The sequence below is a fragment of the Pseudomonas shirazensis genome, assembly GCF_050496565.1.
GTDB classification, from domain to species: Bacteria; Pseudomonadota; Gammaproteobacteria; order Pseudomonadales; family Pseudomonadaceae; genus Aquipseudomonas; species Aquipseudomonas shirazensis_A.
Window position 1 is genome coordinate 187,244 of sequence record NZ_JBNWAE010000001.1, and the last position, 21,160, is coordinate 208,403.

The following is a 21,160-nucleotide window of genomic DNA, read 5'->3' on the forward strand; positions in this document are numbered from 1 at the left end:
GGTCAACAATCAAAAGATCGAAACCGACCAGGTCGCCACCGCCATGAACGAAATGGCCGCTACCGTACATGAAGTTGCACGCAACGCTGAACAAGCCTCCGAGGCCGCCCTGGCGGCCGACCAGCAGGCCCGTGAGGGTGATCGTGTGGTCGGCGAAGCGATCGCTCAGATCGAGCGTCTGGCCAGCGAAGTGAACAACTCCAGCGAGGCGATGAACCAGCTCAAGGGCGAAAGCGACAAGATCGGCAGCGTGCTCGATGTGATCAAGGCAGTCGCTCAGCAGACCAACCTGCTTGCCCTCAACGCCGCCATCGAAGCTGCGCGCGCCGGTGAGGCCGGGCGCGGCTTTGCGGTAGTGGCCGACGAAGTGCGCAGCCTGGCTCAGCGCACGCAGCAATCAACCGAAGAGATCGAAGCGCTGATCGCCGGCCTGCAGAGCGGCACCCAACGCGTAGCCAGCGTGATGGACGCCAGCCGCGACCTGACCGAGAGCAGCGTCGAGCTGACTCGGCGTGCCGGCGGTTCGCTGGAGACGATCACCCGCACGGTGTCGTCGATCCAGGCCATGAACCAGCAGATCGCCACTGCCGCCGAGCAGCAGAGCGCGGTCGCCGAAGAGATCAACCGCAGCGTGATGAACGTGCGCGATATCTCCGACCAGACCTCGGCAGCCAGTGAAGAGACCGCCAGCTCCAGCGTCGAGCTGGCGCGCCTGGGCAACCACCTGCAGGATTTGGTGGGGCGTTTCCGACTCTAGGCGAGCAACCCATCTGTGTGCGCCCTAGGAATCTTCCTAGGCCGCGCAGCGAACTTTCCTACAGGATTTGCAGGTCAAGTCCTACAGCCTCCGCGCCGATGAGCAGGCATGGCCACAGTCCGTGGTCATCTTGAATGGACGGAGGTATGCCATGTTCGGCTTTATCAATCGCACGCTCGGCAACCTGAGCGTCAGGCTCAAGTTGGCGCTGGGCTTCAGCGTGGTGCTGCTGCTTACCCTGGCCACCACAATAAGTGGCTGGAACGCCCTCGACGGCGCCATCAGCCGCTCGCAACAACTCAGCGAAATTACCCACATCAATGACCTGAGCAAGGACTTGCGCGCAGAGCGGATCACCTACCGGGTGCTCGCCGACGAGACCAGCAGGACGCGCATCAGCGCCATCATCGAGCAGCTCGAGAGCATGCTCGCCACCCTCCAGCAACGCAGCTCGGTCGACCAGTCACGCCAGCTGCTCACGCAGAAACTGCAACAGCTCAAACGCCTGCGCGAAGACTTCGGCCTGCTGCAACAGGCGGTCGACAAGCGCCGGCAACTGCGTGAGGGCATGCAACAGCAGGAGCACACGCTGGGCCAGGCGATCGACGAATTGCAGAACCAGACCCTGCTGAAACTCTCAGCCGACGGTCAGCAGAATAACGTGATCGGTTTGATGGATAGCCTCTCGCGGCACGTCGAGGGCGCCAACCAGCAAAGCCTGCTGCCGGCCTACACCTACTCGCCGCTGGAGGCGTTCGCCAAAGTCGGCGACTCGGCCCTGAGCGCCGCCGACAGCACGCTTGCGCAACTGCTTGGCGCTCTGGCGCCGTTGGGCCTGCCGCGCAGCTTGACCGAACGCCCTGGCGCCGAGCTGGGGCGCTATCGCAGCAGCCTTGAGCAGTACCGCAGCGCCGCGATCGAGGTGGAACAACTACACAACGACATGGAGAAGCTCGGCGACCAACTGAGTGCCGCCAGCGTTGCCTTGGCCAAGCAGAAGATCGAACAGCGCGACCATGAGGCCATTGAAGACCGCTCGCTGCTGACCAGCGTCGCGTTGATGGCACTGCTGGTCGGGGTCATCGCCGCCTGGTTGATCACCGGGCAGATACTCCAGCCCCTGCGCCAGACCCTGGCCCAGGCCGCGCGCATCGCTAGGGGGGACCTCAGCCAGCTGGACACGGTTGAACGGCGCGACGAGCTGGGCCAGTTGCAGACCAGCATGCGCGACATGACCGTGAGCCTGCGTGAGCTGATCGGCGGCATCGATCAGGGCGTCGATCAGCTCTCCAGCGCGGCCTCGCAACTGGCCGTGGCCAGCCAGGACACCAAGGCACGGATCAACCAGCAGAAGGAGGATACCGACCAGGTCGCCACTGCCATGAATCAGATGAGCGCCACCGTCCAGGAGGTCGCGCAGAACGCCGAACAGGCCGCGCAGGCCGCCACTAGCGCCGACCAGCAGGCGCAACAGGGCGATGCCGTGGTCACCCTGGCCGTGGCCGAGATCGAGCAGTTGGCCGCACAGATGGACCATTGCCTGGAGGCCATGCACCACCTGGCCGCCGAGAGCCAGCGCATCGGCAGCATTCTGGATGTGATCAAGTCAGTCTCGGTGCAGACCAACCTGCTGGCCTTGAACGCGGCCATCGAAGCAGCGCGGGCTGGCGAGGCAGGCCGTGGCTTTGCCGTGGTTGCCGACGAAGTGCGCGGGCTGGCACAACGTACCCAGCAATCGACCGAGGAGATCGAGCAATTGATCGACAACCTGCACAGTGGCACCGATCAGGTCACCCACCTGCTCGACAACAGCAAGCAGCTCACCGAGCGCAGCGTCGAGCTGAGCCGCCAGGCCGGCGATGCGTTGGGCCAGATCACCCAGACGGTGTCCAATATTCAGGGTATGAACCAGCAGATCGCCACCGCCAGCGAGGAGCAGAGCGTAGTTGCCGAGCAGATCAATCGCAGCGTGCTGAATGTGCGTGATGTGTCCGATCAAACCAGCGCGGCAAGTGAGCAAACCGCCGCTTCGAGTGGAGAGCTGGAGCAGTTGGGACGGGACCTGCGGGGCATGGTCGGCCGTTTTAGCCTGTAACCGAAGAACGGTGCCGGCCAACCTGGCCGGCACCGAACCTTGGGCTTACAACACCTGGCGCAGAAAGGCCTGGGCGCGCGGGTCTTTGGGCGAATCAAAGAACGCCGCCGGTGCCGAATCTTCCAGCAGCTTGCCATGATCGAAAAACAGCACGCGGTCGGCCACTTCGCGGGCAAAGCCCATTTCGTGGGTCACACAGACCATGGTCATGCCTTCTTTGGCCAAGGTCTTCATGACGTCGAGCACTTCGCCGACCATTTCCGGGTCGAGCGCCGAGGTCGGCTCGTCGAACAGCATTACCTTCGGCTCCATTGCCAGCGCCCGGGCAATCGCCACGCGCTGCTGCTGGCCGCCGGACAGCCGCGACGGGAATTCGTTGGCCTTCTCGGCGATCCCGACCTTGTCCAGCAGCGCCCGCGCCTTGGCCTCACGCTCGGCCTTGTTGCGCTTGCGCACGACCTTTTGCGCCAGGCACAGGTTCTCCAGCACAGTCATGTGCGGGAACAGGTTGAAGTGCTGGAAGACCATGCCGACTTCACGGCGATAGGCGTTGATGTCGGTTTTCGGGTCGGCCAGCGGTATGCCGTTGATAGACACATAGCCGGCATCGAAGTGCTCAAGGCCGTTCAGGCAGCGCAGGAAAGTCGACTTGCCCGAGCCCGACGGGCCCAGCACCACCACCACTTCACCCTTGGCCACGCCGGTGCTGACGTTATCCACCGCGCGCACTACCTGGCCACGGGTGTCGAACACTTTCAACAGATCACGGACTTCAATCACTTTGCGCAAGCCTCCGCTCGAGCCGGCTGGCGAGGTGCGACAGCGGCAGGTTGATCAGCAGGTACAGGCCTGCCACGCAGAACCAGATTTCGAAGGTCGAGAACGAGGTGGTGATCGCCTCGCGCCCACTCTTGGTCAGTTCGGTGATGGCGATCACCGAGACCAGTGAAGTGTCCTTGACCAGGCTGATGAACTGCCCGGCCAGCGGCGGCAGCACCCGCTTGAACGCCTGCGGCAGGATCACATGGCGCATCGACTGGCTGGCATTCAGGCCCAACGAACGTGCGGCTTCGTTCTGCCCACGGGCAATCGACTGCACCCCGGCCCGCACGATCTCGGCCACGTAGGCGCCGGTGAACAGCGCCAGCGCGGCCACCCCGGCGAACTCGCGCGAGAGGTTAAGCACGGTGCCGATGAAGAAGTAGAAGATGAAGATCTGCACCAGCAATGGCGTGCCGCGCACCAGCTCGACGTAGACCGTCGACAGGTCGCGCAGGGTCGGGTTGTTGGACAACCGACACAACCCGGCAAACAGGCCGATCACCAGGCCCAGCGCACCGGACACTACCGAAAGCCACAGCGTGGTCCACAGGCCCCAGGCCAACGGCCCGGCTGCCCAATGGCGGGTGACGCCGATCTGATCGCCTTCGGCAACGTCATCGCCGCGGCTCAGTTGCAGGCTGTCCTTGACCACGTCCAGCACTTGCTGCTCGCCGTCTTCACCCTTGAGGGTAACGCGTGCGTTGTCGCCCTGGACCACGATTTCTTCAACCGTGCCATAGCTGGCGGCGCGCTGAGCTTCTTCAGCCTGGTAGGCGAAATACTGCGGGACGCGGTTCCAGCGCCACTCGTAGGCCATCATCGACGTGGCGAGGTACAGGCTGATGGCCAGACCGACCAGCACCAGCGCGGTCAGCCCGTGCCAGGGCCACTGGGCTTTCTTGTGTTTGATCACGTGGGTACTTCCGTAAATGCGAACGCGCAGGGTTTGCCTGCGCGTCGGGGTCAAAGCCTGGGCTTGTGGCCTGGGCCCTTATTCCATTTCCTTGAGCCAGTCCTTGTTCTTGAACCACTTGTCGTGGATCCGATCATAGGTGCCGTCGTGCTTGATCTGGTGCAGGAAGTTGTTGATGAAGTTGATGCTGTCGTAGTCGCCTTTCTTCAGGCCGAACGCCAGTGGCTCGTAGGTGAAGGGTTCTTCGAGGAACAGCAGCTTGCCAGCGCCGGCCTTTTCGACCGCCACCACGTTGTATGGGGCGTCGTAGACAAAGGCGTCAGCCTTGCCGTTGACCACGTCCATGACCGCTTCCTGCTCGTTGTCATAGCCGTGGTACTTGGCTTTGCTGATGAGCTTCTTGGACACCATCTCGCCGGTGGTGCCGAGCTTGGAGGTGATGCGGTACTTGTCGCTGTTCAGGTCTTTGTACGACTTGATCTCGCCCGCCAGTTCCTTGCGGATCAGCAGGGTCTGGCCGACCACGATGAACGGTTCGCTGAAGTTCAGGCGCAGGTTGCGTTCCTGAGTCAGGGTCATGCCGCTGCCGATCATGTCGAACTTGTTGGTCAGGAGGGCCGGGATGATGCCGTCGTACGCGGTGGAGACGGTCTCCAGCTTGACGCCCATGGACTTGGCCATGGCTTTGAGGATATCGACTTCAAAGCCGATGATCTCGCCACGCTTGTTGGTCATCTGGAAGGGCATGTAGGTTGGGTCCATGCCGACCCGCAGGGTGCCGCTCTTGACCGCATCGTCGATGGCGCCGGCCTGGGCCGCAGTCACCGCGACCAGCGCCGTGACGCCGACCAGCAGTCGCGACAGGTATTTCTTCATCATCACCAAGTCCCCTAGCAAAGAAAGAGTACGAATCTTATTGTTGGCACGGCCGTACTGGCCTGCTCGGAATACCGGAAGCGATGCTAACGCATGCGCGGCCCGGGACCTAGAGCTGGGGGGGACTTTGTTGGCCAAAAAGAATGGGGGTATCGAGGGGCCCTGAGGGCGCTCTGCGCCCTTTTCGCGACACAAGGCCGCTCCTATAGAGGGATCGCGTTGTACCTGTAGGAGCGGCCTTGCGTCGCGAAAGGGCCGCAAAGCGGCCCCAGCGTTACATCAGACTTTCCGCGACCGCCCCGGCGCCCCGGCAGGGCCGTCCTACGCGTTGTTACCTGTAGGAGCGGCCTTGCCGGGGCGCCGGACCGGTCGGAAAGGGCCGCGAAGCGGCCCCAGCGTTATATCAGGCGCCAACCATGGCAGGCTGTGCATCACCCTCTGGATGCAACGGCAACAACGGCGAATGTGGATCGCTGTTGATCGAACTGCGCCAGGCGTCAATCCAGGCTGCATGCTCCTCAGCCCAGACCCGCTCGTGCAGACGCGACAGCGCCACCGGGTCGCTCAACAGCGCCAGGCGCGTATTGCCATCCAGCCCGGCAGGACCGACTTCCAGCGCCTTGGCGATGCGCTCTTCACGCAGTGCCTCGATCGCCGCCGACTGGCCATGCCGGGCAGTGCCCATGGCGCAGGCCAGCGCGTTCTGCCGCGGGTCGACCACAGCCCGCACGAAGCCGTCGTTCAACGCATGCCAACGGTTCTCGTGGGTGTACTGGTCAGTGGCGAGCAGCTCGGTTGGCGTGGCGTATTCCTCGGGAATCAGGAACAGCTTCTCGTCCTTGGCGCGCAGACCGAGGCCCACGCGGCTGGAAATCACCGATACCGGGATCGACAGCATCAGCGAACCAACAATCGGCACCAGCCACCACAGGAAGCTTGGGTTGAGCCAGGCCACCAGCACCGTCCAGGCCACGCCGAGCAGGGTCTGTGGACCATGCCGACGCACCGCTTCACTCCACGGCGTGGAGTCGTCATCACGCTGCGGCGAGTTCCAGGTCGCGGCCCAGCCAAGGAACGCGGCCAAGACGAAGCGGGTGTGGAAGATCATCCGCACCGGCGCCAGCAGCATCGAGAACAGCATCTCGATGAGCATCGACACGGTCACCTTGAAGCGCCCACCGAATTCGGTAGCACCCTTGGCCCAGATCAGGATGATGCTCAAAAGCTTGGGCAGGAACAGCAATACCACCGTGGTGGAGAACAGCGCGATGGCCTTCTCCGGGTGCCATTGCGGCCACAGCGGGTACAACTGGAACGGCTCGACGAAGTATTGCGGCTCCATCAAGGTGTTGGTCGCCAGCAACGCCGTCGACAGCACCAGGAAGAAGAACCACAACGGCGCCGACAGGTACGACATCACCCCCGTCAGGAACACCGCACGGTGTACCGGGTGCATGCCCTTGACCAGGAACAGGCGGAAGTTCATCAGGTTGCCGTGGCACCAGCGACGGTCACGCTTGAGCTCGTCGAGCAGGTTGGGTGGCAATTCTTCGTAGCTGCCATCCAGGTCGTAGGCAATCCACACACCCCAGCCGGCGCGGCGCATCAGCGCAGCTTCGACGAAGTCGTGAGAGAGGATCGCGCCGGCAAAGGCACCTTTACCCGGCAACGGCGCCAACGCGCAGTGCTCGATAAAGGGCTTCATGCGGATGATCGCGTTGTGCCCCCAGTAGTGCGATTCGCCCAGCTGCCAGAAGTGCAGGCCAGCGGTGAACAGCGGGCCGTAGACACGGGTAGCGAACTGCTGCAGACGCGCATAGAGGGTATCCATGCCCGACGCCTTGGGCGCTGTCTGGATGATACCGGCGTCTGGGTTGGCCTCCATCAGGCGCACCAGGCTGCTCAGGCATTCACCGCTCATGACGCTGTCGGCGTCGAGCACCACCATGTACTTGTACTCGCTGCCCCAGCGACGGCAGAAGTCGTCGAGGTTGCCGCTCTTGCGTTTGACCCGGCGGCGACGGCGGCGATAGAAGATCCGGCCAAAGCCTTTGGCCTCGCGGCACACTTCCAGCCAGGCCTGTTGCTCGGCCACGGCGATATCCGGATCGTTGGAGTCGCTGAGTACAAAGAAGTCGAAGCGGTCAAGGTTGCCGGAGGCGGCGACCGACTCGAAGGTCGCGCGCAGGCCGGCAAACACCCGCGGCACGTCTTCGTTGCAGATCGGCATGACCAGCGCAGTACGCGCCTGGGCATCGATCGGCTCGCTGCCGGCACTGCTGCCGGAAATCTTGTACTTGTCGCGCCCGGTGAGCAGCTCGAGGAAGCCCATCAGGGCGGTCCAGAAGCCGGCCGAAACCCAGCAGAAGAGAATGCCGAAGAGGATCAGGATCGAGGTCTGCAAGGCATACGGCCAGACCTGCACCACGGTATCCCACAGCGGCTGGCTGAGCACTTCGTCAAGGTCGACGAACGACCAGCCCTGATACGGCAGGATACCCTTCATGTACCAGCCAGCGACAAACGTCTGACCGAGCATCAGGGCCAGCAGGATGTAACGGCGCATCGAGCCTACCCAGCGCCAGCGTGCCGCCGGCAGCTCGCGCTGAGGCGGTTGCGGGGCGTTGGGGCGGCCGGTCAGGCGCCGCCACATGCGCACCAGCACGTTGGTCCGCCATGGTTCCGGCAACACCCGGGTGCGGGTGATCGGCGGAGCGATCTTCAGGCTCAGGTTGCCATTGCTGTCGACGCCGAGCATCTCGGCCTCTTCCATCTCGCCGGCACTGCCGACGGTCAGGCGGGCAGCCACCGACGCCTCGGCAGAGCCGGCGGCCGGATCGGCCGCCAGACGCTGGTGCAGCTCGCTGAACGAGTTGCAGTCGGCCAGTTGCGCGCGCTGCTCATCACTCAGGGGCAGGTGGGCCAGGTACTCGGCAACCGAGACTGGCCGTAGGTTCGAATTACTCATCGGCAGGCAACTGATAGGTCCAGGTCTCGGTCAACACTTTCTCGGTGGTGACCGGGGCCGCAGGGGTGGCTGCCGCGTCTGCAGCAGGTTGCTCGGCAGGCTTTTCAGCCTTGGCATGCTTGGCCGCAGCCTTGACATGCTTGCTGTCCTTGGCCGGTTTTGGCGCTTCGACCGGGACGTCCTGGAGCAGCGCGGCACGCATCTCGGTGGACTTCTTCGGATCCTGGATCTTCAACCGCAGGGTCAGGCGCCAGCCTTTGGTTTCCGGGTTGTAGCGCAGGTTGTTCTCGACCACCTCGGCATTGTCACCAACGCTGATCTGGCTGCGCACGGCGCTGTCCTCTGGCAGGGCGGCCAGTACGGGACCGGCGAAATCGACCAGGAAGGCTACGCTGCCATCTGGCTGACGGATCAGGTTGGACTGCTTGACGTCACCGGTGGAACGCAGGGTCTGCTTGACCCAGCCCAGATCAGGGGCCTGGAACTTGGCCTCGTCGATGGTCCAATGCAGGCGATAGTTGTAATCCGCTGGCTGGCCTGGCTCAGGCAGAGTTTCCGGGCTCCAGAAGGCAACGATGTTGTCGTTGGTTTCATCAGCGGTCGGAATCTCGACCAGATCGACAGTGCCCTTGCCCCAGTCGCCTTGCGGCTCGATCCAGGCGCTTGGACGCTTCTGGTAGTTGTCGTCGAGGTCTTCGTAGTCGCTGAAGGCGCGGTGGCGCTGCATCAGGCCGAAACCACGCGGGTTTTCCACGCTGAAGTTGCTCACGGCCAGGTGGCGCGGGTTGTTCAGCGGACGCCACAGCCATTCACCGTTGGCTGCATGGATCGCCAGGCCTTCGGAGTCGTGCAGGGCTGGGCGGTAGTTGAGCACTTTGGACGGCTGGTTAGGGCCGAACAGGTACATGCTGGTCAGCGGTGCAACGCCCAGACGGCTGACGTGGTCACGCAGGTAGATGCGCGACTTGACGTCGACGATGGTGTCGCTGCCCGGGCGTACGGTCAGCTTGTAGGCACCGGTGGAGCGCGGCGAATCAAGCAGGGCGTAGATCACCAGGTGCTTGTCGGCCGGCTTGGGCTTCTCGACCCAGAATTCGGTGAACCGCGGGAATTCTTCACCCGACGGCAGCGCGGTGTCGATGGCCAGGCCACGCGCCGACAGGCCGTAGGCGTGGCCCTTACCGACTACGCGGAAGTAGCTGGCGCCAAGCAATGTCATGATTTCGTCTTGCTTGTCAGCCTTGTTGATCGGGTAGAGCACGCGGAAACCGGCGTAGCCGAGGTTTTCCACGGTCTTGGCGTCGTGCGGCACGTCGCCGAAATCGAAACGACTGGCGTCGTACTTGATCTCTTCAACCTTGGAGGCGGTGACTTCGTTGATTTTCACCGGCGTGTCGAAGTGCATGCCCTGGTGATAGAACGACAGCTTGAACGGGGTCTTGTCCTGAGCCCATTCGGCCTTTTCCTGGAGGAAACGGATCTTCTGGTAGTCGGCGTACTTCATGTCACGGAACACCGCCGGCAGATTGCTCTTCGGTGCTTCGTACTTCTGACCGGCCAGATCCTTCGCCTTGGCGGCGACGTCGTCAAGGTTGAATGCCCACAGCTGACCCGCGCTCAGCAGGCCGACCAAGGCCACGCCAGCCGCCAGGGCGGTACGCAACCGATTGCCGGGGATCTTTGGTGCATTACGGGGACTTACAATCACGAGCAACCCTCGCCGAAAACAGATCATGAAACCAACGGCCAGCTACAAATGCCGGGTTGGCGAGCACTGTTCGGACCCCGTAAGGGCTCAATGATTCCCCAAACGGCTCCAGACAGTCCTCAAGTCTTGGTAAAACGGACCTGCGAACGCAGGTCTCTACAGCCGCGCGATTATCTAGCAGGCCGCGTGACAACGCATCAGGCGGCAACAACTATTTATCGTCAAAACCCTCTTGTTTTGTACAAACAAGCGGTTATTTCGCCTCAGATTTGTAACATAAATGTTACGGGGCCATCATTGACCAGATGAACCTGCATATCTGCACCAAAACGGCCACTGGCAACGTCGTCATGGGACGCCCGTGCCTGACCCAGCAGATACTCGAACAACTCGGCGCCAAGCGCAGGTGGCGCGGCGGTCGAGAAGCCCGGGCGCATGCCACTGCGGGTATCGGCGGCCAGGGTGAACTGCGACACCAGCAGCAGGCCGCCGCCGATGTCCTTGAGCGACAGATTCATCTTGCCATCGGCATCACTGAACACCCGGTAGTTAAGCAGCTTGTGCAACAGTTTGTCGGCATGTTCGCGGGTATCTGCAGGCTCGACCGCCACCAATACCAGCAAACCCTGCTCGACCGCACCGACCACTTCGCCGGCAACTTCGACGCGTGCGCTCTGCACGCGCTGCAGCAGGGCCTTCACGCTTCTTCCAACGGCAGGTCCAGCAAGCGCCGGGCCATCTGGTCGGCGGCGCGCACCAGCGCGTCGGTGATACCCGGCTCGGACGCAGCGTGGCCGGCATCGCGGATCACTTTCAGCTCGCTGTTGGGCCAGGCCTGATGCAGCTCCCAGGCGTTGTCCAGCGGGCAGATCACATCATAGCGGCCATGCACGATAACCGCCGGCAGGTGGGCGATGCGGGGCATGTCGCGGATCAGTTGATCAGGCTCCAGGAACGCATTATTGGTGAAATAGTGGCATTCGATGCGGGCAATCGACAGCGCCCGCTGCGGTTCGGAGAAGCGATCGACCACCAGCGGATTGGGGCGCAGGGTGGCAGTGCGGCCTTCCCAGGTCGACCAGGCCTTGGCGGCGTGCATCTGGGCGATCTGATCGTTGCCGGTCAGGCGTTTGTGGAAGGCCGTGACCAGGTCGCCGCGTTCGTCCTGCGGGATCGGCGCGATGTAGTCCTGCCAGTAGTCAGGGAACAGTCGGCTCGCGCCTTCCTGGTAGAACCAGCGAATTTCCTGGGCGCGGGCGAGGAAGATGCCGCGCAGGATCAGCCCGTGTACGCGTTCGGGGTGTTTCTGCGCGTAGGCCAGGGCCAGGGTCGAGCCCCACGAGCCGCCGAACAGCACCCATTTGTCGATGCCCAGGTGCTCGCGAATGCGCTCCATGTCCTCGACCAGGTCCCAGGTGGTGTTGTTTTCCAGGCTGGCGTGCGGGGTCGAGCGGCCACAACCGCGCTGATCGAAGGTAATGATGCGGTACAGGTTCGGGTCGAAGTAGCAGCGGCTCTGCGCGTCGCAGCCGGCACCCGGGCCACCGTGGATGAACACCACCGGCAGACCTTCTGGCGAACCGCTCTCGTCGACATACAGCACATGCGGCGCTTGCACGGCCAGATCGTGACGGGCGTAAGGTTTGATCTGCGGGTACAGGGTCTGCATTGCGCACTCCATGAAGGGCTATTCTTCGGCTGCCGCCATCATAAACCCGAATCATGTCGGGGCGCATCGGCAACACGCGCCAACCACCGCAACGGCGCCCATCTGAGCCAGCGCACCGCAACCCGCACTATATGTACCGCACGGGTTTGCACGCCGCAGACATAGTCGCAGAGCCTTCCCCAACTGAACGGGCTCTTCCATGACTACTGCCGCAAACACTTCAACCGAACTCAACAGCGCCTACCATCTGATCGCCAGCAAGACCCCGAACTGGCTTGGCAAGGCCTCGCCCGCGGTGCACAGCGCCCTGCGCAACGCCCTCGCCAATCCACCCGCCTGGCTGGCCAAGGCAGGCCTGCAGCAGCCAGCCATCGTCAAGGCCCTGGCCGAACAGCATGCGCTGTTGCAGAACGCCGCCGCCGAAGTGGCGCAATTATTCCAGCACCTGCCTGGCCTTGAGCAATTCGCCCGACAGCAATTGAGCGATGCACTCAAGCAGCAGCTCGAACTCGACGTCGATGTCAGCGCCACCTACTTGCTCGATGTCCGGCCCCTCTCCGCGGACCCGGCCGTGGACTCGGCCAGTGCCTACAGGCAAGCCACCCGCTCGCTGCTGCAGTACGCGTTGCGCAATTTTGAAGCAAGCGCGGCGCTGCCCGGCGGCATGGACAACGAGCAGGCACTGCTGAAAAAGTCCGTGATCCTCGACTACAAGGGCTTCATGGGCACGGTGCCGATCCATAATGCGCTGGAACTGCTGCCTGAACGATTCGCCCAACTGTGCCGGACGCTCGATATCGGCGGTCAGTATCAAGCGCTGCTGCAGGCCATCTACTACGACAGCGCCGACACCCGCAGCAGCAACCCGGACACCTACGCCAAGCTGGCCCAGGTACAACGCTGCAATTTTACCCAGAGCCTGCACCTGGCTTACCTCAAAGGCGACATCAGCGAGGCGCTGTACAAGTCAGCCCTGGCGGCGCCGCTGGACCAGCCGCTGCCCGCTGCGCCGTTGACGTTCAGTGTCGTCTCGCTATGGGATGTGCAACTGACCGACCTGCGCCTGCTCCACTTTGCCGCCGAGGGCGCCGCGCCTGTGGTCGCGCTGTACATTCCCGCTGATCCGCAGACCCCGCTGCAACAATTCCCCTCGTTGGCGGCCTGCGAGGCCAGCCTGCGTGACCGGCTGCTCGCCGACATCGGCTATCTGGATCACTGCCTGCCCGAGCGAAACAAGGCGCTTATCCAGCAAAAACTGCTCGACCGCCTGCAACCGCTCAAGCTGAGCGTGCGCGGCACTTATGAAAGAACCCCTGACCCGCAAGCCCAACTGCACCTGCAGACCCGCCCGCTGACAGGCTCGCTGCTGCAAGGGCTGGTGACCGAACGGGTATTCCGCCACGAGCAGGATGCCGCGTTTCATGCCATGCCGACGGCGATCATCGACGTCATTTCGGCAGTCAGGCACCGCGAGCATCTGTTGGCCCAGAGCCTGACAGCGCTCAACGTAGCGGGCTTTTTCATCCCGGTACTCGGTGAGGTGATGATGGGCGTGTGTGCCCTGCAACTGAGCTACGAGGTCTATGAAGGGATCGAAAGCTGGCAGCACGATGATCGCGAAAAAGCCCATGCCTACCTGATGGATGTGGTCGAGAACGTTGCACTGATGGCGGCTTTTGCCGCGGGCAGCCATGTCGTCGGCAGCGGCCTCGGCGCGGCTGTCGGCAAACCCGGCGCCGGACTGGTCACAGAACCACCCGTTGAGCCCTCACCCGTCGACACACCCTCGTGGATCGAAGAACTGGAAACAGTCGAGGTCGAAGCAGGCCAGCTGCGTCTGTGGCGGCCTGACCTGACGCCCTATGCGCAAGACATCAGCCTGCCGGCCGAGCTCGAAGCGGATGCACTGGGGCTGTATCAGCACGATGGCCGCAGCTGGCTGCGCCTGCCCGATCAGACCTTTGCGGTGAGCCGCAGCGCAACCGACGCGCAGTTTCGCATCCAGCACCCGCGCCGGCCATCGGCCTATGCGCCGCCTCTGCGCCACAACGGCGCGGGGGCATGGCTGCACGGCCTGGACCGCCCGCGCGAATGGCAAGGGCTTGAGCTGTTTCGCCGGCTTGGCCACCTCAGCGCCAGCTTCGATGACATCAGCGCCCTGCGCATCCTGCAGATTACCGACAGCGACCAGGCTGCACTGCGGCGCATACTCAGCGAGAACCAACGGCTGCCGGCAGCCCTTGAGGACAGCATGGTCCGCTTCAATCTCGATCGACAGTTGCGCGCGACACTCACCGAACCTGGCGCCCTGCGCGCTGAGTTCGCCAAACAGTATCGTCAGCACTGGCCCAGCCAGAGCCAGGGCGCGGCAGTCATCGCGCAGCAATACCCGCAACTGCCGGTGCCGATCATCGAGGAGCTGCTGCGCCATGCCAGCGCCGAGGAAGCCGTCGGCTTGACCAGCGGAAAAATCCCGCGCCGGTTGGCCGAGGAGATTCGCGTCTATCAACAACAGGTGCGCCTCAACCGAGCCTATGAAGGCCTCTACCTGCACAGCGTGCGCAACTGGGACAGCGACCGCCTGATCCTGCGCAGCCTGCAGCAATTGCCTGGCTGGCCAGCGGATCTGGCGCTGCGTCTGGAACAACGCATCACCTCGCCTCTGAGTGCCGACAGCATCGGCCCGCAAGATGCCCAGCAACCGATCACCGTGGTCAGCGCCGCCGCCGGTTATCTGTACCTGGACCCTGCCGACAACACCGCGCCGCAGGTGCATTCATCGCTGTATGGCGCACTGCTGCAAGCCCTGCCTGTGGCGCTTCAGGAAAGCCTGAGCAGCGCCGGCATTACCGATGCGCGGCGCCTGCGCGAGTTCATCCAGCAAGCGCCACTGATGCCACGCCAGACGCTGCGCGAGATGCTCGCAATGCAAGCAGTGCGCCCTGGCTACCGCTCACCGATGCGGCTGGCCGACGGCCGTCTTGGCTATACCCTGGGCGGGCGCGGCGGCCCGGCAGCGGGCTTTACCCGGCATGCCTTGCTGCGCATGGTCAGGCTCACCGGCCTGCCTGAACGCACCGCATGGTCAGCCGATCAGATCCTCAACCATCTGCAGGACAGCGGCATGAACCGGGCCGATATCAATGCCCTGCTGCAACGCCTGCTCGACCAGCGCAGCACCCTGCGCAGCCGGCTGGACGATTGGCATGCCAGCCACACCGGCACCAGTGCCGAGGCTGACGCGATGACGCGGCTGGCTGATCAGTTCATGCAGCACTGGCACGACAGCGCATTGCCAACGCTCGCTGGAGAGTCACCAGTGCTGCGCCTGCAAGCCGTCAACCTGGCAAGTTTCCCCGACAATCTGCCGGAGTTCTTCGGCGCATCGGTCACCCAGTTGCAACTGATCGAGCCTGGTTTCGGCAACACCAGCGGCTGGACGGTGCATGAGCGACAACTGATCAATCTGTTTTGCCAGTTCCCGCAACTGCGCACGCTGGAGATCAGCCGGCCGTATTCGGCCCAGGCCGCTCCCTCACAACTGCTGTTCGGTATTTCGCTGATCGGTCAGCATTTTCCGGCACTGGAATCGCTCAGCGTGATCAATCAGAACCTGCCGCTCAGTGGTGTCGACATCGAAAGCCTGGCCAACCTGAGCCAGTTACGCCGCCTTGATCTGAGCGGCAATCGCTTGTCGTCCCGCTATCAGGCCGACTTCAGCGTGCTCACGCTGGACTTCCTCGGCCTTGAACGGATGCTGTTTGACCACTGGCCCGAAGGCCTGAGCCAGAATGCGCTGGTGCAGCTTGGTGAGCTCTCGCTGCGCGACAACCAGATTCGTACCCTGCCCAGCTACCTGCTCGGCGACGAGCCTGGCAGCGGCCCGGCTACAACCATCCTTCTGCAAGGCAACCCGCTCGTCGAGGAGCAGCTGCTACGGGTGATGCTCAATCAGGACCAGATGAGCAGCCGCATCGAAGCCGACCTGTCACCCGCCCTGAGCAACCGCCTGCAGGAACACACTCAACGCCGTCAGGCGCTCAGCGATGCCCTCGACAACTGGAGCAATGCGTCCAGCTCGACAGCGCCACTGGAGCCAGCAGTGATGATCGCGCGCTACCGCCTGGACGCCGCCATCAATGCCTTCTGGCGCAGTCAGGAGTTGGGCCTGACGCGCACTACCTTACGCCTGGCCAATACCGACATAAGCCACTTCCCGCCGCAGCTCCCAGCTTTCTTCTACGAGCGGGTACGCAATCTGTCACTGTCGCGCATGAGCGGCAGCACCGCGCAGCTGGACAGCTTCTTCAGCCGCTTCCCGCAGCTGGAAAGCCTGCGCATTGTCGAGCATGTCCAGGCCAGCCCGGATCTGCCCACTGCGTTTCTGCGCCTGCCTGAGCTGAGCTACCTGTCGATCCGCGACATGGGCCTGGAGGTCGACGAGCACATGCTCGCAACCATTGCCCAGCTGACCCGGTTGACGGTCCTCGAGCTTGCCGGCAACCGCCTCGCTGCGATTGCCGAAGCCCCGCCAGGGCTGCGTAACCTGCGCCGGCTGGAACTGAACAACATGGGTATCCAGCAGTGGCCGAGCTGGGTCGATGGCGTGCTGCCGCTGGAGCTGCTGGATCTCAGCGAAAACCAGCTTACCGAGCTGCCGGAGCATATCCTCAGCAACCTCGACAATGACTTCCCGGTATCGTCGATCTCGCTGTTCGACAACCCGCTGACCCACGACACCATGTTCCGTGCGCGCACCTCTTCGGAGAGCCAGCGCAGCTTCACCTTCGCCATGGACGTGCCCGAGGACCTGCTGCTGGTCACTTCATCGGACGACGAACTGGCGGGTGGCCATTTGCATAATCCGGTATTGCCAATTGCTGGCGATGAACCGCGCCTGAGCGCCTGGCTGCTCGGTTCGGCACTGCAGAACGAAGCGCTGGAGGACGCCTGGCAGCAGTTGCAACAGGCCGGGGATGCCCAGCATCTGCTGGCGATGGTTGGACGCCTGCAGCAAGCGGCGCCCTATCGCAACGGCAGCACGCGGGTCGCCTTCAGCCAGCGCATCCGCAAGGTCCTGGTGGCGGCGGTGGTCAGTGCGGACAATCGGCTGCTGCTCAATGCCGTGGCACAAGAAGCGCTGGTCGACCCAGCCACCGGTAACCAGACCTGCCACGACGGCGCCTTGCTGATCTTCCAGAACCTCGAGTTGCTGATCGACCAGCAACGCCTGCTGACCGAAGCGGCCGACTCGGAGCAAAGCCTGTACAGCGAGCTGCGCAGGCTGTATCGCTTGCAGCGGCTGGACGAGATTGCCCGTGGTAACGCCAAGGGCCGCGACGAGGCGGAAGTACGCCTGGCTTACCGCCGCGGCCTCAACCACGAGCTCAAACTCGGCGTGCCGAATGACAACATGCTTTATGAAGCGTTTGCCGACGTCAGCCGCGACGAGCTGGCACTCACCGTGGACAGGGTGCAGCGCGATGAACGCTCCGAGGCGTTTATCGACTACGCGGTGGCCAACAGTGAATGGCAGCGCTATCTACGGGTCACGCATGCCGAGCGCTTCGCCGCCATAGAAGCGCATTACCAGGAACAGGTACTGGCGCTGCCCGACCAGTTCCCCGACCGCCCGCTGGAGCAATTGACAGTCGAGTATCAGGCGCTGGCGGATGACAAGCAGGCCAGGGAGCGCCTGCTCGTCCGCGAACTGACCATCCTCGCCAACCCTGATCGCAGCTGACCGGCTGCGCAGCCCTGCGCGGTGCGCGCCTAGCGCGCGTACCGCGCCTCACCCCAGGCCAGCATCACCTCGAGCAACTGGCGCAGTATGGCTTGAGTAGGCTGCGCCAGGTCGTCGCGATAGGCGAACGGCTCGCTCTCGTTCATGTAGGTGCACTGCGCCAGCTCCAGCTGCACGGCATGCACGTGCTCGGCCGGGGCGCCGTAGTGTCGAGTGATGTGGCCGCCTTTGAAGCGCCCGTTGAGCACATGGCTGTAACCCGAAGCCTGGGCGCAGGTACGCTGCAGCTGCTCGGCCAGTGCCGGATCGCAACTGGCGCCATTGAAGGTGCCAAAGTTGAAGTCCGGCAGCTTGCCGTCGAACAGGTGCGGGATGTGCGAGCGGATCGAATGCGCATCCCACAGCAGTGCATAGCCGAACGTTTCACGCAGACGCGCCAGCTCCTGGCGCAGGGTGTCGTGGTAGGGCCGCCATATCTGTTCGAGATACTCGGCCCGTTCTGCTGCAGACGGTTCCAACCCGGCAGCGAACAACGGCTCACCTTCGAACAGGGTCGCTGGATACAAGCCGGTGGTTGCCCCGGCGTACAGCGGCTGGTCATCTTCCGGCCGATTCAGGTCGATGACGAACCGCGAGTACTCACCCGCGATCACGCTGGCGCCCAGCTCACGGGCGAAGTCATACAGCCGTGGGATATGCCAGTCGGTATCAGGCAGGCTGCGTGCCTGCTCGACCAGACCATCGCGCACCGCGGCGGTCAGGCCGAGGCCGGCGTGAGGCATGCTGATCAGCAGCGGCAGGCGGCCCTGGTGAAAGCTCAGTACGTTGTCCATGAGGTCTCGCTCAAAAAGTTGATTGCACACCGCCGCGCACTACCCGCTTGGGCAAGTCGCCGCCCAGCCAGTAAGCGAGGTCGGCCGGGCGTTCGATCTGCCAGGCGACGAAGTCGGCGACCTTGCCGGCTTCCAGCGTGCCGTGGGTGCTGCCCAGGCCCAGTGCCGTGGCGGCATGCGTAGTTACTCCGGCCAGCGCCTCTTCAGGGGTCATGCGGAACAGCGTGCAGCCCATGTTGAGCATCAGCCGCAGCGACAGGCCGGGCGAGGTGCCAGGGTTGAGGTCGCTGGCCAGGGCGATCTTCACCCCGTGCCGACGCAGCGCCTCCATCGGTGGCAACTGGGTTTCGCGCAGGAAGTAGAACGCGCCCGGCAGCAGCACCGCGACGGTGCCCGCCGCGGCCATGGCGATGGCGTCGTCTTCGGTCATGAACTCCAGATGATCGGCCGACAGCGCCTGATAACGGGCCGCCAGACTAGAGCCGTGCAGCGATGACAACTGCTCGGCATGCAGCTTGACCGGCAAGCCCAGCTCGCGCGCCTTGATGAACACCCGCTCAACCTGCGCCGGCGAGAACGCCAGGTGTTCGCAGAAGGCATCCACCGCATCGACCAGGCCTTCGCCGGCCAACGCTGGCAGCAGCTCGTCACAGATATGCTGGATGTAGTCATCGGCGCGCCCGGCGTATTCCGGCGGCAAGGCGTGAGCGGCCAGGCAGGTGCTGCGCACGGTCAGCGGTAGCGCTTCGCCCAGACGCCGAGCGACGCGCAACATCTTGCGCTCGCTGGCCAGGTCCAAGCCGTAGCCTGACTTGATCTCAAGGGTGGTCACGCCATCGCGCATCAATGCTTGGACCCGCTGCCGCGCGCTGGCCAGCAACTGCTCTTCACTGGCCGCCCGGGTGGCGCGCACGGTACTGGCAATGCCACCGCCCTGGGCGGCAATCTCGGCATAGCTGACGCCCTGCAGGCGCTGCTCGAACTCGCCACTGCGGTTACCGCCAAACACCGCATGGGTGTGGCAGTCGATCAGCCCCGGGGTGACCCAGGCACCGCCCAGGTCGACCGTCTCCAGGTCGGCCTGTGGCGCCAGCTCGGCGCGTGGGCCGACCCATTCGATCTGCCCGGCGCGGGTGATGATCGCCGCATCCTCGATGATCGAATAACTGCCGCCGACCATGCTTGCCACATGGCAGTGCTGCCATAACGTTGCCATACACTTCCTCCGTTACTAGCGGTGCAGCTCGGCCTGCTGCTCGGCCAACTGGCCCTGACCTGCGCGCGGCTTGCACCAGAGCAGGTAGGACGCGACCAGGAACACCACCCACACCACCCCGACCAGCAATGCGGCCTGAGTGTCCGGGAAGTAACCGAGCACACCAAAGATGAACACCATGAAGGCAATCGCCAGGGCCGGCCCATACGGCCAGAACGGTACCGGGAACTCCAGTTTGGCAGCTTCTTCACGGCTCATGCTGCGGCGCATGGCCACCTGGGTGAGCAGGATCATCAGCCACACCCAGACCGTGGCGAAGGTGGCGATCGAGGCGATCAGCAAGAACACGTTTTCCGGGATCAGGTAGTTGAGCACCACGCCGATCAGCAGCGCAGCGCCCATCACCACCACCGTCAGCCAAGGCACACCGTGCTTGGATAACTGGGCGAAGCCACGCGGGGCATGGCCTTGCTGGGCGAGGCCGTACATCATGCGACCGGCACCGAAGATGTCGCTGTTGATCGCCGAAACCGCAGCAGAAATCACCACTACGTTAAGCACAGCCGCAGCAGCACCGATGCCCAGGTTGCTGAAGATCTGCACGAACGGGCTGCCCTGGCTGCCGATCTGCGGCCATGGGTACAGGCTCATCAGCACAAACAGGGTGAGCACGTAGAACAGCAGGATACGCAGCGGCACGGCGTTGATCGCCTTTGGAATGACCCGCTTAGGGTCTTTCGCTTCGCCGGCAGTGATGCCGATGATTTCGATACCGCCAAAGGCGAACATCACCACGGCAAACGAGGCGATCACCCCGGCAATGCCATTAGGCATGAAGCCGCCATGCTCGAACAGGTTGCTCACGCCGACTGCCGAACCGCTACCGACCTGGCCCATGCCGAAGGCCATGATGCCGAGCCCGGCAAGGATCATTGCGACAATCGCGCCGACCTTGAGCAGCGACAGCCAGAACTCCATCTCGCCAAACACTTTGACGTTGCACAGGTTGAGCCCGCCGATCAGGAAGACGATGCCCAGTACCCAGATCCAACGCGCCACTTCAGGGAACCAGAAGCCCATGTAGATACCGAAGGCGGTCACGTCGGCGATGCAGACGATGATCATCTCGAAGGCGTAGGTCCAGCCCAGCACAAAGCCCGACATCGGCCCGAGATAAGTGCTGGCGTATTGGCCAAAGGAGCCGGCGACCGGGTTGTGCACGGCCATTTCGCCGAGTGCGCGCATGACCATGAACACGGCGGCGCCACCGATCAGGTAGGCCAGCAGTACCGCTGGGCCGGCCATCTGGATGGCCGAGGCGGAACCATAGAACAGCCCGGTGCCGATCGCCGAACCGAGCGCCATGAAACGGATGTGGCGGGACGTTAGCCCGCGTTTTAGACCTTGAGATTGTTGCATGCTGCGTCCCTTTTATTTTTATGGACGAATTAGCGCGGTTGGGGGCCGCTGCGCGGCCCTTCGCGGGTGAACCCGCTCCCACAGGGGTTAGAGCAGCTTTTAAACCTGTAGGAGCGGGTTCACCCGCGAAGGCCTGCGCAG

Annotated in this window: 13 protein-coding genes and 1 pseudogene; 4 read left to right on the forward strand and 10 right to left on the reverse strand. The window is 63.4% G+C overall.

The genetic code is table 11. From position 1 onward, the window contains the following. Positions 1 to 43 precede the first annotated feature (43 nt). The 3 genes and pseudogenes from ACQZ2L_RS00815 to ACQZ2L_RS00825 all read left to right on the forward strand — a co-directional run bounded on the left by ACQZ2L_RS00815 (position 44) and on the right by ACQZ2L_RS00825 (position 2,852). The gene (locus ACQZ2L_RS00815; protein ID WP_430324736.1) at positions 44 to 757 is read left to right on the forward strand and encodes a methyl-accepting chemotaxis protein; all 714 of its coding nucleotides are present in this window, start codon (positions 44 to 46) and stop codon (positions 755 to 757) included. 151 nt (positions 758 to 908) lie between these two features. Continuing rightward, positions 909 to 1,997 (forward strand): annotated as a pseudogene (locus ACQZ2L_RS00820) (methyl-accepting chemotaxis protein); the annotation flags it as partial. Next, positions 1,989 to 2,852, forward strand: coding sequence for a methyl-accepting chemotaxis protein (locus ACQZ2L_RS00825; RefSeq protein ID WP_430324737.1), 864 nt, complete (start codon positions 1,989 to 1,991; stop codon positions 2,850 to 2,852). The pseudogene ACQZ2L_RS00820 and the gene ACQZ2L_RS00825, both read left to right, overlap by 9 nt. 45 nt (positions 2,853 to 2,897) lie before the next feature. Here ACQZ2L_RS00825 and ACQZ2L_RS00830 read toward each other — a convergent pair whose 3' ends face one another. The 7 genes from ACQZ2L_RS00830 to pip form a co-directional block, all read right to left on the reverse strand. Continuing rightward, positions 2,898 to 3,632 (reverse strand): amino acid ABC transporter ATP-binding protein, encoded by a 735-nt coding sequence (locus tag ACQZ2L_RS00830; protein WP_430324738.1) that lies wholly within the window; start codon positions 3,630 to 3,632, stop codon positions 2,898 to 2,900. Continuing rightward, positions 3,625 to 4,587, reverse strand: coding sequence for an amino acid ABC transporter permease (locus tag ACQZ2L_RS00835; RefSeq protein ID WP_181088400.1), 963 nt, complete (start codon positions 4,585 to 4,587; stop codon positions 3,625 to 3,627). The genes ACQZ2L_RS00830 and ACQZ2L_RS00835 overlap by 8 nt, the downstream gene beginning before the upstream one ends. 78 nt (positions 4,588 to 4,665) lie before the next feature. Continuing rightward, a complete protein-coding gene (locus tag ACQZ2L_RS00840) occupies positions 4,666 to 5,463 on the reverse strand; it encodes a transporter substrate-binding domain-containing protein (RefSeq protein WP_101322924.1) in 798 nt (265 codons plus the stop codon). Positions 5,464 to 5,866: 403 nt separating this feature from the next. After that, the gene (gene mdoH, locus ACQZ2L_RS00845) at positions 5,867 to 8,431 is read right to left on the reverse strand and encodes a glucans biosynthesis glucosyltransferase MdoH (protein WP_430324342.1); all 2,565 of its coding nucleotides are present in this window, start codon (positions 8,429 to 8,431) and stop codon (positions 5,867 to 5,869) included. Then, positions 8,424 to 10,139 (reverse strand): glucan biosynthesis protein G, encoded by a 1,716-nt coding sequence (locus tag ACQZ2L_RS00850; RefSeq protein WP_430324343.1) that lies wholly within the window; start codon positions 10,137 to 10,139, stop codon positions 8,424 to 8,426. The genes mdoH and ACQZ2L_RS00850 overlap by 8 nt, the downstream gene beginning before the upstream one ends. Positions 10,140 to 10,402: 263 nt before the next feature. After that, entirely contained in the window at positions 10,403 to 10,840 is a 438-nt protein-coding gene (gene dtd, locus ACQZ2L_RS00855; RefSeq protein WP_430324344.1) for a D-aminoacyl-tRNA deacylase, read from the reverse strand. Then, positions 10,837 to 11,808, reverse strand: a complete 972-nt coding sequence (gene pip, locus ACQZ2L_RS00860; RefSeq protein ID WP_430324345.1) for a prolyl aminopeptidase — start codon at positions 11,806 to 11,808, stop codon at positions 10,837 to 10,839. Before pip ends, dtd begins: the two co-directional genes overlap by 4 nt. A gap of 199 nt (positions 11,809 to 12,007) precedes the next feature. Here pip and ACQZ2L_RS00865 point away from each other — a divergent pair, with 199 nt between their 5' ends. Next, the gene (locus ACQZ2L_RS00865; protein WP_430324346.1) at positions 12,008 to 17,551 is read left to right on the forward strand and encodes a dermonecrotic toxin domain-containing protein; all 5,544 of its coding nucleotides are present in this window, start codon (positions 12,008 to 12,010) and stop codon (positions 17,549 to 17,551) included. 29 nt (positions 17,552 to 17,580) lie between these two features. Here ACQZ2L_RS00865 and hutG read toward each other — a convergent pair whose 3' ends face one another. Genes hutG through ACQZ2L_RS00880 form a run of 3 tightly spaced genes read right to left on the reverse strand, consistent with a single transcriptional unit; the run spans position 17,581 to position 21,019 of the window. Next, on the reverse strand, positions 17,581 to 18,384 hold the full coding sequence (hutG, locus tag ACQZ2L_RS00870) for an N-formylglutamate deformylase (protein WP_430324347.1): 804 nt from the start codon (positions 18,382 to 18,384) through the stop codon (positions 17,581 to 17,583). Between the two features lie 10 nt (positions 18,385 to 18,394). Next, positions 18,395 to 19,600 carry an imidazolonepropionase gene (gene hutI, locus ACQZ2L_RS00875; RefSeq protein ID WP_430324348.1) on the reverse strand — a complete coding sequence of 402 codons (1,206 nt, stop codon included), beginning with the start codon at positions 19,598 to 19,600 and terminating at the stop codon, positions 18,395 to 18,397. A 15-nt stretch (positions 19,601 to 19,615) separates the two neighbouring features. Next, positions 19,616 to 21,019: an amino acid permease gene (locus ACQZ2L_RS00880; protein WP_430324349.1), complete on the reverse strand. Its 1,404-nt coding sequence runs from the start codon at positions 21,017 to 21,019 to the stop codon at positions 19,616 to 19,618. Positions 21,020 to 21,160 lie beyond the last annotated feature (141 nt).

Coding starts and splice junctions, on each gene's coding strand:
- mdoH (WP_430324342.1), bottom strand. CDS start 8,431: ATGAGTAATTCGAACCTACGGCCAGTCTCGGTTGCCGAGTACCTGGCC.
- pip (WP_430324345.1), bottom strand. CDS start 11,808: ATGCAGACCCTGTACCCGCAGATCAAACCTTACGCCCGTCACGATCTG.
- ACQZ2L_RS00880 (WP_430324349.1), bottom strand. CDS start 21,019: ATGCAACAATCTCAAGGTCTAAAACGCGGGCTAACGTCCCGCCACATC.
- hutI (WP_430324348.1), bottom strand. CDS start 19,600: ATGGCAACGTTATGGCAGCACTGCCATGTGGCAAGCATGGTCGGCGGC.
- ACQZ2L_RS00825 (WP_430324737.1), top strand. CDS start 1,989: ATGACCGTGAGCCTGCGTGAGCTGATCGGCGGCATCGATCAGGGCGTC.
- ACQZ2L_RS00865 (WP_430324346.1), top strand. CDS start 12,008: ATGACTACTGCCGCAAACACTTCAACCGAACTCAACAGCGCCTACCAT.
- ACQZ2L_RS00815 (WP_430324736.1), top strand. CDS start 44: ATGAACGAAATGGCCGCTACCGTACATGAAGTTGCACGCAACGCTGAA.
- ACQZ2L_RS00840 (WP_101322924.1), bottom strand. CDS start 5,463: ATGAAGAAATACCTGTCGCGACTGCTGGTCGGCGTCACGGCGCTGGTC.
- hutG (WP_430324347.1), bottom strand. CDS start 18,384: ATGGACAACGTACTGAGCTTTCACCAGGGCCGCCTGCCGCTGCTGATC.